The 16,274-nt window shown below is 56.9% G+C and carries 13 protein-coding genes; 8 read left to right on the top strand and 5 right to left on the bottom strand.

The features are described from left to right. Positions 1-54 precede the first annotated feature (54 nt). The 5 genes from Q0Z71_RS02100 to Q0Z71_RS02080 all read right to left on the bottom strand — a co-directional run bounded on the left by Q0Z71_RS02100 (position 55) and on the right by Q0Z71_RS02080 (position 7,876). Positions 55-594, bottom strand: a complete 540-nt coding sequence (locus Q0Z71_RS02100) for a cysteine hydrolase family protein (protein ID WP_298017561.1) — start codon at positions 592-594, stop codon at positions 55-57. A 21-nt stretch (positions 595-615) separates the two neighbouring features. Then, a complete protein-coding gene (locus Q0Z71_RS02095) occupies positions 616-1,521 on the bottom strand; it encodes a ribokinase (protein ID WP_298017558.1) in 906 nt (301 codons plus the stop codon). Between the two features lie 395 nt (positions 1,522-1,916). Continuing rightward, the gene (locus Q0Z71_RS02090; RefSeq protein ID WP_298017556.1) at positions 1,917-4,490 is read right to left on the bottom strand and encodes a hybrid sensor histidine kinase/response regulator; all 2,574 of its coding nucleotides are present in this window, start codon (positions 4,488-4,490) and stop codon (positions 1,917-1,919) included. Between the two features lie 30 nt (positions 4,491-4,520). Further along, positions 4,521-7,190 (bottom strand): response regulator, encoded by a 2,670-nt coding sequence (locus Q0Z71_RS02085; RefSeq protein ID WP_298017553.1) that lies wholly within the window; start codon positions 7,188-7,190, stop codon positions 4,521-4,523. A 452-nt stretch (positions 7,191-7,642) separates the two neighbouring features. After that, on the bottom strand, positions 7,643-7,876 hold the full coding sequence (locus Q0Z71_RS02080) for a hypothetical protein (protein WP_298017550.1): 234 nt from the start codon (positions 7,874-7,876) through the stop codon (positions 7,643-7,645). 255 nt (positions 7,877-8,131) lie between these two features. Here Q0Z71_RS02080 and Q0Z71_RS02075 point away from each other — a divergent pair, with 255 nt between their 5' ends. From Q0Z71_RS02075 to Q0Z71_RS02040, 8 genes are all read left to right on the top strand, one after another. Then, positions 8,132-8,911, top strand: coding sequence for an MTAP family purine nucleoside phosphorylase (locus tag Q0Z71_RS02075; protein ID WP_298017546.1), 780 nt, complete (start codon positions 8,132-8,134; stop codon positions 8,909-8,911). Between the two features lie 15 nt (positions 8,912-8,926). Then, positions 8,927-9,976 (top strand): LacI family DNA-binding transcriptional regulator, encoded by a 1,050-nt coding sequence (locus Q0Z71_RS02070; protein ID WP_298017543.1) that lies wholly within the window; start codon positions 8,927-8,929, stop codon positions 9,974-9,976. A 32-nt stretch (positions 9,977-10,008) separates the two neighbouring features. Then, a complete protein-coding gene (locus Q0Z71_RS02065) occupies positions 10,009-10,794 on the top strand; it encodes an MTAP family purine nucleoside phosphorylase (RefSeq protein WP_298017539.1) in 786 nt (261 codons plus the stop codon). A gap of 2 nt (positions 10,795-10,796) precedes the next feature. Next, positions 10,797-11,450 (top strand): HAD family hydrolase, encoded by a 654-nt coding sequence (locus tag Q0Z71_RS02060; RefSeq protein WP_298017536.1) that lies wholly within the window; start codon positions 10,797-10,799, stop codon positions 11,448-11,450. Positions 11,451-11,482: 32 nt separating this feature from the next. After that, a complete protein-coding gene (locus Q0Z71_RS02055; RefSeq protein WP_298017533.1) occupies positions 11,483-12,523 on the top strand; it encodes a BMP family ABC transporter substrate-binding protein in 1,041 nt (346 codons plus the stop codon). Positions 12,524-12,613: 90 nt separating this feature from the next. Continuing rightward, entirely contained in the window at positions 12,614-14,140 is a 1,527-nt protein-coding gene (locus tag Q0Z71_RS02050) for an ABC transporter ATP-binding protein (protein ID WP_298017530.1), read from the top strand. After that, positions 14,124-15,218: an ABC transporter permease gene (locus tag Q0Z71_RS02045; protein ID WP_298017527.1), complete on the top strand. Its 1,095-nt coding sequence runs from the start codon at positions 14,124-14,126 to the stop codon at positions 15,216-15,218. The genes Q0Z71_RS02050 and Q0Z71_RS02045 overlap by 17 nt, the downstream gene beginning before the upstream one ends. Next, positions 15,212-16,126 (top strand): ABC transporter permease, encoded by a 915-nt coding sequence (locus Q0Z71_RS02040; protein WP_298017523.1) that lies wholly within the window; start codon positions 15,212-15,214, stop codon positions 16,124-16,126. The genes Q0Z71_RS02045 and Q0Z71_RS02040 overlap by 7 nt, the downstream gene beginning before the upstream one ends. The last annotated feature ends 148 nt before the right edge of the window (positions 16,127-16,274 follow it).

The following is a 16,274-nucleotide window of genomic DNA, read 5'->3' as shown; positions in this document are numbered from 1 at the left end:
GCTATGCTGAAATCCAGCAGCCAGGTTGGAGGCTTGCCCTCTGCACAGAAACACTTACAAAACCTGAATCTGACAACTGCGCATGGTGGCCAGCGCCGCTTCGTGACTGCTGGGCGTCACACCCGCACAGCATGCGCTGTCCAGAGAAATGGGCATCTCATAATAGAAGGCTTTCAGGATCAAGGCGTTAGACACCACACAGATGTCTGTACATAGCCCGACCAATTCCACCTGCACACCCGCCTGACCAAATTCCTGCACATACGATCCAATATACTCCACCAGCGCTGTGGAGCCAAAGGTGGGCTTATCGACATAAATAGTGTCAACGGGAAGCACGTCAGTGATCCGCGGGTCGAGCTGCCAGCCGGCGGTGTTCTCCACACAGTGGACAAGAGGCAAATATTTGCCCTCCTGGGTGTCCAGATAATTGCTCTGATGGGTGTCCCGGGTGACGATGACAACATCCCCGGCAGCTGTGTAGGCCTTGATTTTTTGCACCACTGCCGGTACGATGGCGGCAGCCTCGGGAGTACCCAGAACGCCATCGATAAAGTCCTTCTGCATGTCAACAACAATTAAAATCTTTTTCATCAACGTATCCTCCGCCAGATTTTATTTCGCAGCATTCTCTTCAAAAAAGGCCTGCACCTCGTAAAGCTCCGGAATGGACTGGGCCGCTCCCGGCCGGGAGACGGCGATCGCAGACGCGCAGGACGCCAGTTTCATGGCTTCCTCCACAGCCGCCCCACGCAGCAGCCCGGACAGAAAATAGCCGGTAAAGGTATCGCCGGCGGCAGTGGTGTCCACGGCCTGCACCCGACAGGCGGTCACGGAGATGCGCTGGGTGCTGCTGGCGAAGATGCTGCCCTTTTCCCCTAGGGTCAGAACGATCTGGGCCGCTGGGTAGCGGTCCAGCAAGGCGGACAGCATGTTCTCTGGCTCCGTCTCCCCGGAAAGAGCCAGTCCTTCCGCCTCATTCAGGAGGAAGATATCCACGCATTCCAATGGCCAGCGCGTGATCTCGCTGGTACAGGGGGAGGGATTCAGCACCACCCGAATGCCCTTGGCCTTGGCACTGCGCAGAATTTCCAGCACCAGATTGATCTCGTTCTGCAGTAGAAGCATGTCCCCCGCGCCGAAGCCTTCCAGCGCGTTCCGGATGGTTTCCGGGGTGATTTTGCTGTTTGCACCCGCCGTCACCACGATGCAGTTTTGACCGGCTGCATCCACTTGGATCATGGCATGTCCGGTGGGGAAGGGAACTGGGTAAACCCGAGAGATGTCCAGATGAAGGGGGGCGCAAAAGTCTGCCAGCGCGGAGATGTCCGCCTCAGATATCTGGGCGGTCAAAAAGGTGGAGGCGCCGGCCTTTGCCAGGGCGATGGCCTGATTGAGGCCCTTGCCGCCCCAGGCGGTGCGATAGACGGTGCTGGAAATCGTCTCTCCAGGACGGACGATATGGGGGACTTCGTAGGTGTGGTCAAGATTGACAGAGCCAAAGACGAGGATCCGATTCATCTTTATAAATCTCCATTTTTTTTCAGAACATTTTCGGACAATGAGTTCCGGTTCAAAATAGACCGTTTGTTTTGGCAGATCGGGGTGTTCGATCTCCAAAAACGCCCGCTTGCAGGCCTCATTTCCATAAATTCGCAGAAGCTGATATCGTCGAAAAAGTTTGAGATCTCCGGCAAAATCAAGCCCAGCGTAAGCGGGTTTGGTTTGGAGAGGAGGAGCAGCAGAATGAGCGCGCTCTGACTTTTTTGAAAAAATCGGAGCAAGCGCCATGGCGCTTGCTCCGGCGTGCACGAAGAAGAAAAATATACTATCTTTGAGCAAGAGCTTTCGGGGGAGGGACCGTTCTGAGTCCCTGCCCTACGCGGTCGCGTGCCCGTTTCAGCAGAATACAGCCATCAATCGTTCAGGTGCTTTTTCAGGATGCGGGCAACCTCACCGATGTCGATGGGCTTGGCCACGTGGGCGTTCATGCCGTGGCTCAGGCACCTCTGAATATCGTCGGAATACGCGTCCGCTGTCATGGCGATGATGGGCAGGGAGGCATCCGGACGGTCCATAGCCCGGATGGCAACCGTCGCCTGGTAGCCGTCCATAATGGGCATTCGAATGTCCATCAGGATGGCGTCATAGTATCCGGGATCGGAGCGCCGGAACATCTCCGTGCAGACCTCGCCGTTTTCCGCCCACTCCAGCTCAAGGCCGAGATCGTGAAGCAGCTCATTGGCGATCTCCCAGTTCAGCTCATTGTCCTCCGCAACCAGGATGCGCCTGTTGGAGAATTCCGGCGCTTTCTCCTCCTGGGCGGCTTGAACCTCCTCTGCGCCTACATAGGGCTTTAATCCATAGAACAGGGTGGACCGGAACAGGGGCTTCATCAGGAAACCGCTGATTCCCGCCGCCCGGGCCTCCTCCTCGATCTCGGTCCAGTCGTAGGCGGACATCAGCAGGATGGGCACATCGTCGCCCAGCTGCCGCCGCAGCTCCCGGGCGGTCTGAATGCCGTCCATGTCCGGAAGCTTCCAGTCCAGCAGGATCACGTGATAATCATTATGCGCCTTATGGTGTTGGGCAGCCATCTGAACGGCGTCCTTGCCGTCCAGCACCCACTCCGCCCGGATGCCGATGGAGCGCAGGGAATCAACAGTGCTCTCGCACAGCTGCTGGTCATCGTCCACCACCAGCATGACCCAGTCGGGCAGGATCATGTCCTCGACTTGCTCCACCGCCCGCTGCAGGTCCAGAACCACCTGGAATTGGGTGCCCACGCCCTGCTGGCTGTCCACCGTGATCTCACCGCCCATGGCGTCCACGATGTACTTGGTGATGGCCATGCCCAGGCCGGTGCCCTCGGTACGGTGGATCCGCTTGTTGTCCTCCCGAGAGAAGGATTCAAAGATATGGGCCTGGTACTCCTCGGACATTCCGATGCCGGTGTCCTTCACACTGATGCGGATACGGACATAATCCTCTCCCTTGGGGGACACTTCCTCGTAAATGGACACCTCGATGGAGCCGCCCTCCGGCGTGAACTTGATGGCGTTGGAGAGCAGGTTCAGCAGCACCTGGTTGAGGCGCACGCTGTCGCAGTGCACGTTCTCCGAGAGAATGTTGAAGATGGAGATGTTGAATTTCTGATGCTTCGCCTTCACCTGCGGCTGCACGATGCTCACGATGCTCTCCATGATCTCCCGCAGGGAGACCAGTTCCTCGTTGAGCGTCATCTTGCCGCTCTCGATCTTGGACATATCCAGCACGTCGTTGATCAGGCCCAGCAGATGGCGGCTGGACATGGTGATCTTCTTCAGGCAGTTCTGCACCTGCTGTGGATCATCCATATGCGCGGTGGCGATGGCCGTCATGCCCACAATGGCGTTCATGGGCGTGCGGATGTCATGGCTCATGTTGGAGAGGAACTCTCCCTTGGACTTGCTGGCTTTCTCGGCGGCAAGCTTGGCCTCCTCAGCTAACTGCCGGGCCTCCTCCAATTCCTTCATCTGCGCCCGGTTCAGGGTGAAATACCGCAGGAACACGGCAATCAGGGACAGCAGGATCACCGCGCAGACAGCCGCAGAAGCGGATAAGGAGCGTGTTCCCAGGCTCTCCACCGATTTGTTCAGCGCGCCGTAGGGCATGAACGTCACCAGGTACCACACACTGTTGGGCAGGCTGGACGCGTACATATGCTGCCGTACACCTTCCACCTGGACCATGGTGGAGTAATCGCTGCCGGCTTGCATGGCAGCCTCAAGCTCGGCAATGTAGTTCTCCGGGGTTTGACCGTCCGCCTCCGCGTATACGGCGCGGACCCGGTCAAAATAGTTGTCCCGCACCGCGGCGGAATTGCGGACCACGAAGTCGCCGTTCTTGCGGATAACAAGAGAATAGATGAGGGTGCTTTTATCCTCCAGTGTGTCCAGCGAGAGAATTTCGGACAAATAGCTGATCGGCATCTCGCCGATCATGGCGACGCAGTCCTCCATGCCTGGAATATCGAGGCTGACCGGCGCGCACATCAGCACTACCTGTTCCCCAGCGCCGTTGTAGCCGACAGCGACTCGACCCTCCCCGTTTTTCAGCGTCTCCAGAAATGTTGCGGGGCCGGAATACTGGAGCGGATCTCCGTAGATCGTCTCGATGTTTCCCTCGCCATCACACCAGCTTATGGACTCATATTCCCGGCTGTGCCCGTAGTAGGTCATCCACTGGTAATATGCCTCCTTGTTGTTCTCACAAGTGGGAGGAAGGTTTTCCGCAAATGTCGTCATTGGAACCAGGCACTGGTTGCTGATAGCGCCGAAATGCTTGGAGATACGGTCGTTGATGTTGGCCATGTAAATGCTGCCCAATTGGGTGACGGCCTGATCGCTTTGCCGGTTCAGATAAAACGCCAGCGCTGCAAATGCCGCGATACACACAACACACACGGCGGCCAGGCCGCCGGCCAGAAAATGCTTGATCTTGTTTTTCATTGTTCTGCCCACCTTTCAGAAAGCCTCTGTTCACTTTAAGGCTTCCTTTAAAACCTCCATCAAATTTGCAATGTTGATCGGCTTCACAATATGTCCGTTTAAACCAGCGTCCAGCGCCTTCTGGCGATCTTCTTCAAAGGCGTTCGCCGTCATTGCGTAGATCGGGATATCCGCCTTGACCCTGTCCCCCAGGGACCGGATCCGGCGGGTCGCCTCGTAACCGTCCATGCGCGGCATCTGGATGTCCATGAGGATGAGATCGTATCGGCCCGCAGGCTCGGCTTCTATCTTCTCAACGGCCACGGTTCCGTCCCCGGCCACATCGACCACAAATCCCTTTTCCTCCAAAATGGTCGCCGCGATCTCCTGGTTCAGCTCGTTGTCCTCCACCAGGAGGATCCTCTTGCCCTCCAAAATCTCGCCGGGTTCTTCCGGCTTCTCTTCGGCTGTTTCAATATGTCCCAGAAGAGCGTCCCGAAGCTCCGACATAAACAGCGGCTTTGAGCAGAAGGCCGTAACGCCCGCTGCTCTCGCCTCCTCCTCGATCTCCGTCCAGTCGTAGGCCGTCAGGATGATGATCGGCTTGCTGTCGCCGATCATCGCCCGGATGCGCCGGACAGTCTCGATCCCGTTCATATCCGGCATGATCCAATCGATGATGTAAACGCTGAATTCGTCGTCGTTTTCCACGGCAAGCTGCGTGCGAAGGATGGCCTCCTTTCCGGAGGTGGTCCATTCCGCGCGCATACCGATCTTCCCAAGCATCCGGGTGACGCTGGCGCAGGTGTTGAAATCGTCGTCGGCCACCAGCGCGTGCAGACCGGCAAGTTTTGGGATCTGCTCACAGCGCACCGGACTGCTGCCGGTGCGGAATTGCAGGCAGACGGTAAACTCCGATCCCTTACCGGCCTCGCTCTCCACGGAAATGGTTCCGCCCATCATGTCCACAATGTTCTTCGTAATCGCCATGCCGAGGCCGGTACCCTGAATGCCGCTGACGGTGGAGGTCTGCTCCCGGGTAAACGCCTCGAAGATGTGCTTCTGGAATTCCTTGCTCATGCCGATGCCGGAATCCTTCACCCGGAAGACGTAGTTCGCGTATCCGTTGGGTGCGCCTTCCTTCTCCATTACGCGTATGCTGAGGGTGCCGCCCGGCTTTGTAAACTTCACGGCGTTGCTGATGAGATTCAGCAGGACCTGATTCAGCCTCAGCTTGTCGCAGATGATGTCCTCATGAACCACATCGACGGTATCGATGAAGAGCTCAAGCTGTTTTGCGTGCACGTTGGCCTGAATGATGGTTTTGAGATCGTGGAGGACGTCCGGAAGATGCACGTCCTTTTCCTCAATCTTGACCTTGCCGCTCTCGATCCGGCTCATGTCCAGAACGTCGTTGATCAGGGAGAGCAGGTGTTCGCTGGACACCGATATCTTTCCAAGATAGTCCGCCACCTGCTTTTGGTTGTCAATATGCGCTGCCGCAAGGGCGGTAAAGCCGATGATGGCGTTCATCGGGGTGCGGATGTCGTGGGACATGTTGTTGAGGAAGGTGGTCTTGGCCCTGTTCGCGTGCTCTGCGGCGGCCAGCGCGTCCTGGAGGACATTTCTTCGCTCTTCCTCCGCCTTGACTTCTGCATCCGCGTTGCGAATGCCCAGAATCAGATGCCGCCTGTCGCCGCCCGCTGTGACGATCTTCACCTGATAGTGATGGACTTCGCCCTCCAGCGTTGCCCGAAAGGGAATCACCAGCGCATCCGCGTCTTTCAGCGCGCATTCCAGCGCCGGAGCGGAAATCCTCTCCCGAAACGCCTCCCGGTCCGCCGGATACACATATTTTTCAATGACCCACGCCCAGGTCTGATCATACGGATGGACTTTCCTGCGGTCATCGTCAATCATCTCACCGCGCGACTTGAAGGGGATGGACGTGTTTTCCTCCAAATCAACCTGGGTGATTTCCGTATAATCGCGGCTGAGCGCTTTGACGATGTCCATCTGCTCCAGCTTGATTTTCGTCTCTTTCTCCTCGGAGACATCCATAAAGCTGACCGCCGCGTGGTCGCTGTCAACGCCGCGATTCACCTCAAAGCGCAGCCACCGCATGCCCTTTGCCGAAAGCTCCCGAACCACCACCGAGTATCGGGTTTCCCTTTGAAGCCGTTCCCGCATGGCCTCGATCCGGCTGGCCTGAAAAAGCTTTTCCTGATCGTCCTTGTGGATAAAGTTGCGGATATAGTCGTCAAACTGCTCCCAGTGGTTGCCCTGACTGTACCGCTCGTCAAAAAAGCTTTCGCGGTTAAACACCGAATAGGTGCCCGAGGAGAACTCCACATAATAGGTGGCTACAAACACATGGCTGTAAGCGTCAAAAAAGCCGATGGAGCGCTCGATCTGCTTCTTCATATGTTCGCTCTCCACGCCCACCTTGTGGCGCGTCACGCAGTATTTGCCCCCGGTCAGCTCGCAAAAAGCGGCCTCCACAAACCCGTCGTAGAAGGAATCATAATACACCACGGAGGGACTGTCCGAGCAGTCCGCAATCGGGCAATGGGCGCACGGCGTGTCCCGGTTCATGACGGCCCGGTAGCACAGATCGCCCACCTGGATTCCCGGATAGCGATCCGCCACCGCCTTGTCAAATTCCACAAGGCGAAAATTTCGGTCTATGATATAAATATTGTTTTCATAATTTATATTCATCTGCCAGCCTCCAGACTTTTTTCAGTAATAGGACGCTCCCTTTGGATATACCGGTGTCCAAGGCGATCTTTCCCGCCTATCTTCCTTGAATGGTTGTTTGATGAATCAAATTGCTCTGAGGTGATAGTCCCCCTCATTTAAGAGAGCGGCCAAATACTGATCTCTCACAATCATATATATTGCGTACCGACTGTGCTCCGTCAGCTTTTCCAATGCGACCACCTCTAAGTTTTTTAATTATATCAGAAAATCTGGCGATTTCATAGGGTAAATATCATTTTCTATTTTATAGGGTATTGTAATCCCGCATTTTGCACAAATTGAGAAATCCGGCAAGCCATTGCACAGTAACGGCTTGTCGGATCTTTTCTTCTTCGGGAGTCGTCAGACGCATAAAAACGGAGGATAGGCACCAAAGGGCAGTGTGATCTCGGTGAAAGCGTTTGCCGGTCTTACAGCTCGTCTCCATGTCCCGGCAGACGCTTTTCCACCGGGTATCTGCCGCAGATCCTGACGGCGTCCATCAGCGCCTGCATATTGGCCGCAGGGGTGCCAATGGGCAGCCGGCAGCCGGAGGTGGGGGGAAAGCCCCTGGGGAAATCATAGCCTTTCAGGCTGCACGCCCGGCTGGAGCGCAGCACGTCTTGCCGCACTGGCCGGTAAAAGCTCTCATAGGATTTGCTCAAGTCGGCGGTTTAGCTGGCGGTTGGGATTGCTTGCCCGGTTTCACGGAGAGAAGGCTATTTGTACGGCAAATATGTGACATAAGTCCATCTAATATTGAAAGCGATTTCAATTAAAGATTTGTAATAAAAATGAAAAATACAAAGAAAAAATATATAAAATGCTAAAATTCGAGAATTTTCAAAAAGCTTATTGACGAAAAATTTCAAAGAACGTATAATTCAACCTGAAAAGGGTTTCAGTTAGGAGGGAGAAAAATGAAGCCGATTGGAATCATTGGAGGCAGCGGAATGTATGAGATGCTGGAGCATCCCCGCATGTTCATCCACGACAATGTATATGGACGCTCCTCTGAAATTTACGAGGGCACGCTCTCTGGGCGGCCGGTCTATTTTTTGCCGCGGCACGGCCCGAACCACACGATCATCGTGCCCCGCATCAATTACCGGGCAAATATCTGGGCGATGAAGGAACTGGGGGTGGAGCGCATCATCGCCACCAATTCCGTGGGATCGCTGAATCCAAAGATATCTGTTGGAGACATGGTGATCCCCCACGATTTCATCAACACCACCAGCCGCCTGCCGCGCTCCTTTTACGATGATACGGAGGTGGCGTACCATGTGGACATGTCCTCCCCCTACTGCCCGGATATCCGCAGAGAGCTGATACGCGCCTCTCATGAGGTCCATGAGGGAATGACCCATGACGAGGCGGTGCTCGTCGTGGTAGAGGGGCTTGCGTTCAACACGCCGGCGGAGCAGCGGCTGTTCCAGAGCTGGGGCGCCGATCTGTGCGGCATGACGACGCTGCCGGAGGCGGTCCTGGCCAGGGAGATCGGACTGTGCTACGCCCACATCTGCATGCCGACGGACTGCGTTGGGCGGCCCATTGAATCCGACACCTTCCAGAGCCTTCTGAAAAAGGGAACGGAGGACTTCCGCCAAATCATCGCATTGGCCGTGGAACGGCTGTCCGACGAGCGGGACTGCCCGTGCAGCCATGCCTTGGACCATGCGATTTTGAGTAAGGCGTAATAGAAGGAGAGCGTTATGCGTCAGAAAAAGGTTACGATCAAGGAAATCGCAAAAACAGCGAATGTCTCGGTCGCAACAGTCTCCAGAGTGATCAACAACTATAAATGGATCAATCCGGAGATCAAGGAACGGGTGTTGACGGTGATGCGTGAGCTGCACTACGTTCCCAATTACAACGCGGTCGCCATGGCCAAAGGACGCAGCGACGTGATCGTGATCGTGGTCCCCAATATTGTGAACCCATTCTTCACGGCTTTCGTCAGCACGGCAATGCACACGCTGCAATCGGCCGGTTACATTCCGCTGGTGTATGAGACGGATAACCATGCCGAAGAGGAAGAGGATCTGCTGATGGGGAACATCGGCCAGATGGCGGACGGTCTCATCAGCGTGACGGACTGCCTGTCCGACGACGCGATCCGGGACATTCTGGTCTACTATGAAGAGCAGCGGAAACCGCTCCTCTTTGTGGACCGCAACATCCCCGCCTCGGCGGCGGACACGCTGGCCCATGACAATGTGGGCGCGGTAAGCGATGTAGTGGATTATTTTGTCGCCGCCGGACATAAGAAGATCGCCATCATCGTCGGCAATCAGGGCGAATCCGTGCGGTTGGACAAGCTGGAGGGCTACCGCCAGGGACTGGAGAAAAACGGGATCGCCTTCCGCCAGGAGTATTTGCGCCAGGGAAAGTGGGAGTTTGAAACTGGCCAGCAGGAAGCGGCGGCGTTGCTGGACCTGGAGGACCCGCCGACGGCGATCTTGGCGGCCAACAACTACATCTGCGAGGGTGTTTTGGAGGAGCTGGAGCAGCGCGGGCTGAAGCCGGGGGAGGATATCTCCCTGATTGGAACAGAGGAGTGCAGGCGGGATATCCGGTATTTTGAGAAACTGGGCATCACCAACCTGCGCCTGACAAGCGAGGCACTGGCCGAGCAGGCCAGCCAGCAGATCATCCGCCGGCTGGAGGCGCTGGCCGCGGGCCAGGAGGAACTCAGCCACAGCAAGACGGTATTTAAGATCAAGCTGATAGAACGCAATTCCGTAGTGAATTTGATTTCATAAAATCACATGGAGCGTATTGAGGAGGAAAGCATATGGAACCTGTAGGCATTATTGGAGGAAGCGGATTTTACGATCTGCTGGAAAATCCGGAGGTATTTATCCACGACAGCAAATATGGCCGCTCTTCTGAGATTTTCAAGGGTACCATTGACGGGATGCCGGTTTATTTTATTCCCCGCCATGGACCGGAGCACCACATCATCGTGCCCCGCATCAACTACCGCGCAAATGTATATGCGCTGTGGGAGTTGGGCGTGCGCAGAATTTTTGCCACCAACTCCGTGGGCAGCATGAACCCGGATATGAAGCCGGGCGATCTGGTTGTCCCGGATGACTTCTTTGACATGACGCGGAGAATGCCGCGCTCAATGTACGACGATGTGCCGGTGGCTTACCATGTGGATATGTGTCCGGCCTATTGCCCCACCCTGCGCAAGGCGCTGATCGACGCGGCAAATCAGGTGAAGCCCGGCCATATCCACGACCACGGCGTTCTGTTCGTGGACGAGGGCCTGCGGTTCAACACGCCCTTTGAGCTGAAGGTGTTCCGCAAGCTGGGCGGCGACCTGATCGGCATGACCACCATCCCTGAGGTGATCTTTGCCCGGGAACTGGCCATGTGCTATGCCCATATCTGCATGGTCAACAACTGGGCCATGGGCGAGCAGACCGACTGCGCCGATTTCCCGGAGTTGCTGCGGCAGGGCGTGGAGGATTTCAAGGCCATCCTGCGGATCGCCATCAAGAGCGTGGATTATGACGGCGACTGCATCTGCAAGCACGCCCTGGACTCTGCGATCCTGGCGAAACAGAACTGAGTATGGCGTTTGCGGCACTATTAACAGACCTGGACGGCACGCTGGTCCACTCCCAGGACCCCATTTGTGAAGCCCTGGAGGCGTCTTTCCGCCATGTGGGCGCTGTGCCGCCGGGAAAGCAGGCCATTCTGGACATGTTTGGCCTGCCGGTGGAGGTCATGCTGACCACCCTGTCTGAAGTGCGGGAGGATGAAACGGACCGTATTGCGGAGTTCATTGCCGAGTATAAGCGGCAGTATCCCGTGAAGATGGTGAAGGCGAAGCTCATTGCCCACGCGGAGGAGACACTGCAAAAGGCCTTCAAAATGGGCCTGCCCATCTGTCTCATCACCTCGGAGCGGAAGCAGAACGCGCAGTTCATCCTACATGAGCTGAAATTGGACAGATACATTCATTATTTGATCTCCAGAGATGATGTGGAGCATTTTAAGCCGGACCCGGAACCCCTGCTGAAGGCGGCGGCGCTGGTGGGGCAGAGGCCTGCCGATTGTGTCTATATCGGGGAATCTCCCTTTGACATTCAGGCAGGCGTGGCCGCAGGCGTGTACACGGTGGCGGTCCCCTCCGGCAACTGGCCGCTGGAGAGCCTGCTGGAGTGCAGTCCCCACCGGCATATCATGGATATTCAGGAGCTGCAAGAGATACTCTTGGCCTGAGTGTATGAAAAAATTATATGGAGGATATGAAGATGAACAAGTTCTGGAAAAGAGGAATCGCTGTATTTTTTGCCCTGACGATGATTCTCAGCCTGGCAGCCTGCGGGGGCGGCCAAAAGACTCCCGAGACCACACCGGCTGAGGACAGTACTGATGAGCCTGAGAGTGCGGGTCTGGTCTGCCTCATCAGCGAGGTTCCCGCTGGTGATCCCTTTGTAGATCTGACCTGGACGGGCTTTGAGGCGATCCATGAGGCGACCGGCGTGGAGGTGAAGCTGGTGGAGGCATTGGAACCCGCCGAATATGAGGAGCAGATCCGCGCAATGGCGGAGATGGGCGCCAACCCCATCTATACCATGTATGATGCCGTGAGCCTTGTGGCGCTGGAGATCGCTGATGAGTATCCCGATACGCGGTTCATCCCCATCGACTGCAACGAGGAGACAGACCTGCCCAACGTGACCTGCATCGTGGTGGACTCCTTTGAACCCTGCTTCGTGGCCGGCCTGGTGGCGGCACTGACCAGCGAGACCGGCAACATCGCCTGGATCGGCAGCCTGGATATCGGCGTTATCAACCGCTTCTATGACGGCTTCGCCGCCGGCATCAAGTATGCCAACGAGACCTATGGTACCAACGCCTCCGCCAGCAAGACGTTCATCGGCACCTCCGATGACTCTGTGAAGGGCGCCGAGACGGCAAAGATCGTTCTGGACGCCGGCGCGGACGTGGTGGCGCAGGCTGCCAGCCAGGCGGGCCTGGGCGTGCTGCAGGCCTGCATCGACGCGGGCGTGAAGTGCATCGGCGTGGATAAGTGGCAGGGCGACATGGATGAGCTGGTGTTCTGGTCTGCGCTGATTGCCATCCAGGACGCGGTTCCCACGGCCTATAACAGCTATGTGAACGGCGAGTTCGAGGGCGTCAACAGCATCAGCTATGGTATTTCCACCGGTTCTCCCATCTTTGCCGATATCGACTATGAGGAACTGCCCGAGGATGTGCAGCAGGCAGTGGATACACTGATGGCGGGCGTGCAGGACGGCAGCATCGACGTATTCGCTTACGGCGAATAAGATTGAAAGCTGCGCCGCCGAGCAATATATTTGACAAAGCGGAGGGGACTGGCGGATGCGAGTCCCCTCCTGCGCTAAGGGACGGTGTTTATGGATACAATTCTGGAGCTGCGGGGCGTGACAAAACGGTTCGGCAGCCTGGTCGCAAACCGTGAAATCGATTTAACGGTCAAGAAGGGAACGATCCACGCGGTCGTGGGAGAAAACGGCGCTGGGAAGAGCACCTTGATGAACATCATCTCCGGTGTCCACCGGCTGGATGACGGAGAGATATTTCTGGAGGGCAAACCGGTAAATTTCCGCTCGCCCACAGAGGCCAGCAAGGCCGGCATCGGCATGGTGCATCAGGAGTTTATGCTGTTCCCGGAATTGACCATTCTGGACAATATCATGATGGGATATGAGCGGACGGGGAAGCTGGGACTGCTGGACCGCAGACAAGTCCGGGCCGAGGTGGAAGAGCTGCTGCGCACCTATAATTTCAATATCCCCCTGGATGAGCTGGCGCGGGAGCAGCCTGTGGCGATGCTGCAGCAGATCGAGATCGTCAAGATCCTCTACCGCGGCGCCAATATCCTGATTTTTGATGAGCCAACTTCCGTTCTGACGCCTGCGGGCGTGGAGGGCCTGTTCCGCGCCATGCGCTTTCTGGTGTCTAAGGGGAAGACAATCCTCTTTATTACGCACAAACTGAAAGAGGTGCTTCAGGTCGCGGATGAGATCACGGTGCTGAAAGAGGGCGCGGTGGTGGGCCACACGACCCCGGCGGAGACCTCGGAGGAGCAGATGGCCAGCATGATGGTTGGACGCAACGTGATGCTCAAGGCAAACAAGCTCAAAAAGGACCGGGGCCGTCCCATTCTGCAGGTCACGGATCTGCAGGCCCGCAATGATAACGGCATCGTCAAGCTGAAGCATGTGAACCTCACCGTTCACGCCGGGGAGATCGTGGGAATCGCCGGCGTGGCCGGATCGGGGCAGGTGGAGCTGGTCCAATGCCTGTATGGCCTGCGCGCCCCGGAATCGGGTGCTATTTTGCTGGACGGCGATGACATCACCCGCGCCTCCTGCCGGGAGCACCGCTGCAAAGGTATCGGCCTGGTTCCCCAGGACCGCATGGCCGACGGCTGCAACCGGGCCGCTCCCATTTGGGAAAACTGCATCATGGGCTATCACATTGCCCACGGCTTCCGCAGCAAGTGGCTCATAGACCGGGGCGAGGCGGAGACATTTGCCCAGCGCGTGGTGGATGAGTTTTCCGTCAAGGCCTCCTCGCTGAATGAGCCTATTTCATCCCTGTCCGGCGGCAATGTGCAAAAGGCCATTGTGGGCAGAGAGTTTTTGCAGGAGAATAAGCTGCTGATCATGGAGGACCCCACCCGGGGCATTGATATCGGCGCTATCGAATTTATCTGGAAGAAGATCGAGGAACTGGCGGCCTCCGGCGTGGCGGTGCTTTTGGTGAGTCAGGAGCTGAACGAGGTCATGGAGGTCTCGGACCGGATCGAGGTCATATATGACGGACAGCTGTACGACGGCGGTCTCCATGGCGAGCTGACGGAAGCGCAGATCGGTCTGCTGATGACAGGAGGAGTGGAAGATGCGGCTGAAAAATAAGAGCGAACTGCTCCTGGAAACACTGAAATATGTGCTGGCATTTACGGCAGTGGCCGTCATCGGCGCGGCACTGATCAGCTTTCAGGGGGCGGCGCCGGGAGAGGCATATGCCGCCATTCTCCAGGGCATCTGCGGCAGCGCTTCCGCAATCGGCAATACCATCCGCTGGATCACGCCCTGCATTTTTACCGGTATTGCCGCCACGGTGGCGTTCCGCTCCGGCGTGATGAATCTGGGGATCGAGGGCCAGCTCTATGTGGGGGCATTTGCCGCGACCCTGGTTGGCCTGTATGCGGAGCTGCCCGGCTGGCTTTTGCCTCTGGCCTGCCTGCTGGCGGGCAGCCTGTCCGGCCTGCTGTTTGCCCTGATCCCGGCGGTCATCAAGCTGGTGTTCCGCATCGACGAGATGATCACCACCCTGATGCTCAATTATGTGGCGCTGTGGGTGACGGAGTATTTCACAAAGATCGTAAAGGGCGCCAGCGCCAACAACAACTCCAAGGCCATGGCGACGCCTGTCATCCAGGAGAGCGCAGAGCTGACCACACTGGTGCCCCGCACCAATGCCAGCACAGGCATTTTTATCGCGCTGCTGCTGGTGGCTGTGGTCTTTGTGATCTACCGCTTTACAAAGGTCGGCTATGAGATGAAGCAGGTGGGTGAAAACCTGCGGTTTGCCAGAGTGGGCGGTGTGCGGACGACGCGGATGTTCATCTCGATCTTCCTGCTGTCCGGCTTTATCGCGGGCCTGTGCGGCGCGGTGGAGATTTTGGGCGTATACGGAAAATTCACCCCCAGCTTTGCCAATAACATCGGATGGGACGGCATCATGATCTCCATGATCGCGAAAAACAGCCCTGTCGGTGTGGCGCTGGCGTCCATGCTGTGGGGCGCATTGAAAGCGGGGGCGCTGCAAATGGAGCGTGTCACTTCCACCAACCGTCTGACGGTGGAGCTGATCCAGGCAATGTTCGTCCTGTTTGTCACCATTGATTACCGCAGGCTCTGGGGGAAATGGAAGGACAGACAGCCTCGGAAGAGGACCGCTGGAAAGGGAAAGGAGGGCGGCATATGCTGAACACGCTGTTAGGGACTGTTACGCTGGCCGCCACGCTGCGCCTTGCCACGCCGCTGATTTTTGCGGCGGTGGGGGGCTGCTTTGGAAACCGCGCCGGTGTATTCAACATCGCACTGGAGAGTTTTATGCTGACGTCGGCGTTTTTCGCAACATATGGTACTTGGCTCACGGCAAATCCGTATGTGGGCGTACTTTTCGGTATTTTGGCAGGTGTTTTGTGCGCGGCGCTGTTCGGCCTGTTCGTCTTTCATTTGGAGTCCGACGGCATGGTGGTATCCATTGCCATGAACCTGGGCGCCTGGGGCCTGACCACCTTGATGATGGTGGCGCTGTTCGGCGTCAGAGGCTCCTTTATGGACGAGCGGCTGGTCAGTCTTCCGGCCCTGCATTTTTCCATTTTGGAGCCGCTGGGAAAGGTGAACGGCGTGCTGAACGATCAAAATGTGCTGGTGTATCTCGCGTTTGTGGCGGTGGCCGTCATGTGGGTCGTGATGTATCAAACGCCCTTTGGCCTGCGCCTTCGCGGTGTGGGCATCAATGCCCGGGCAGCGCAGACCTCGGGCGTCAATATCCTGGCCTACAAATGGGTCTCAACGATCATTACAGGCGTGTTCTGCGGTGTTGCCGGCGCGGTGCTGCCCATTGGCGGGACCTCTGTGTTTGCAGAGAACATGACGGCCGGCCGGGGCTTCCTGGCGGTAGCTGCTATTTTGGTGGGCCAGGGCAATCCTCTGTTAGCGGCGGCATCCTGCCTGCTGTTTGCCTATGCCAGCGCGCTGAGCGTCGGTATTCAGAACCTGGGAATTCCGTCCCAGTTGGTCGAGACGCTGCCCTATGTGGCGACGATCCTTGTGCTGCTGATCTACGGCGCACGCAACCTGAAGCATGTTTCTAAAATAAGCAGGTGAACAGAAGAAACACGTGGAACTGAAAGACTGAGCAAATGCGACCACACGCTGCCAGCCCAGACAGCGGCCTGGGCGGAGATCAAGGCCGTCAGGTGCTTGCAGGGGAAAGCTGCGGAAGGCCAGCATGCTGGACGGTACCGGCGTGCTG

This window comes from uncultured Dysosmobacter sp. (assembly GCF_947631635.1).
Taxonomy (GTDB): Bacteria; Bacillota; Clostridia; order Oscillospirales; family Oscillospiraceae; genus Oscillibacter.
This window is presented reverse-complemented; position numbering and strand designations above follow the sequence as displayed.

What these genes read in the sequence shown, in the direction of transcription:
- Q0Z71_RS02075 (WP_298017546.1), top strand. Translation starts at nt 8,132, where the DNA reads ATGAAGCCGATTGGAATCATTGGAGGCAGCGGAATGTATGAGATGCTG.
- Q0Z71_RS02050 (WP_298017530.1), top strand. Translation starts at nt 12,614, where the DNA reads ATGGATACAATTCTGGAGCTGCGGGGCGTGACAAAACGGTTCGGCAGC.
- Q0Z71_RS02095 (WP_298017558.1), bottom strand. Translation starts at nt 1,521, where the DNA reads ATGAATCGGATCCTCGTCTTTGGCTCTGTCAATCTTGACCACACCTAC.
- Q0Z71_RS02070 (WP_298017543.1), top strand. Translation starts at nt 8,927, where the DNA reads ATGCGTCAGAAAAAGGTTACGATCAAGGAAATCGCAAAAACAGCGAAT.
- Q0Z71_RS02065 (WP_298017539.1), top strand. Translation starts at nt 10,009, where the DNA reads ATGGAACCTGTAGGCATTATTGGAGGAAGCGGATTTTACGATCTGCTG.
- Q0Z71_RS02090 (WP_298017556.1), bottom strand. Translation starts at nt 4,490, where the DNA reads ATGAAAAACAAGATCAAGCATTTTCTGGCCGGCGGCCTGGCCGCCGTG.
- Q0Z71_RS02100 (WP_298017561.1), bottom strand. Translation starts at nt 594, where the DNA reads ATGAAAAAGATTTTAATTGTTGTTGACATGCAGAAGGACTTTATCGAT.
- Q0Z71_RS02055 (WP_298017533.1), top strand. Translation starts at nt 11,483, where the DNA reads ATGAACAAGTTCTGGAAAAGAGGAATCGCTGTATTTTTTGCCCTGACG.
- Q0Z71_RS02060 (WP_298017536.1), top strand. Translation starts at nt 10,797, where the DNA reads ATGGCGTTTGCGGCACTATTAACAGACCTGGACGGCACGCTGGTCCAC.
- Q0Z71_RS02045 (WP_298017527.1), top strand. Translation starts at nt 14,124, where the DNA reads ATGCGGCTGAAAAATAAGAGCGAACTGCTCCTGGAAACACTGAAATAT.
- Q0Z71_RS02040 (WP_298017523.1), top strand. Translation starts at nt 15,212, where the DNA reads ATGCTGAACACGCTGTTAGGGACTGTTACGCTGGCCGCCACGCTGCGC.
- Q0Z71_RS02085 (WP_298017553.1), bottom strand. Translation starts at nt 7,190, where the DNA reads ATGAATATAAATTATGAAAACAATATTTATATCATAGACCGAAATTTT.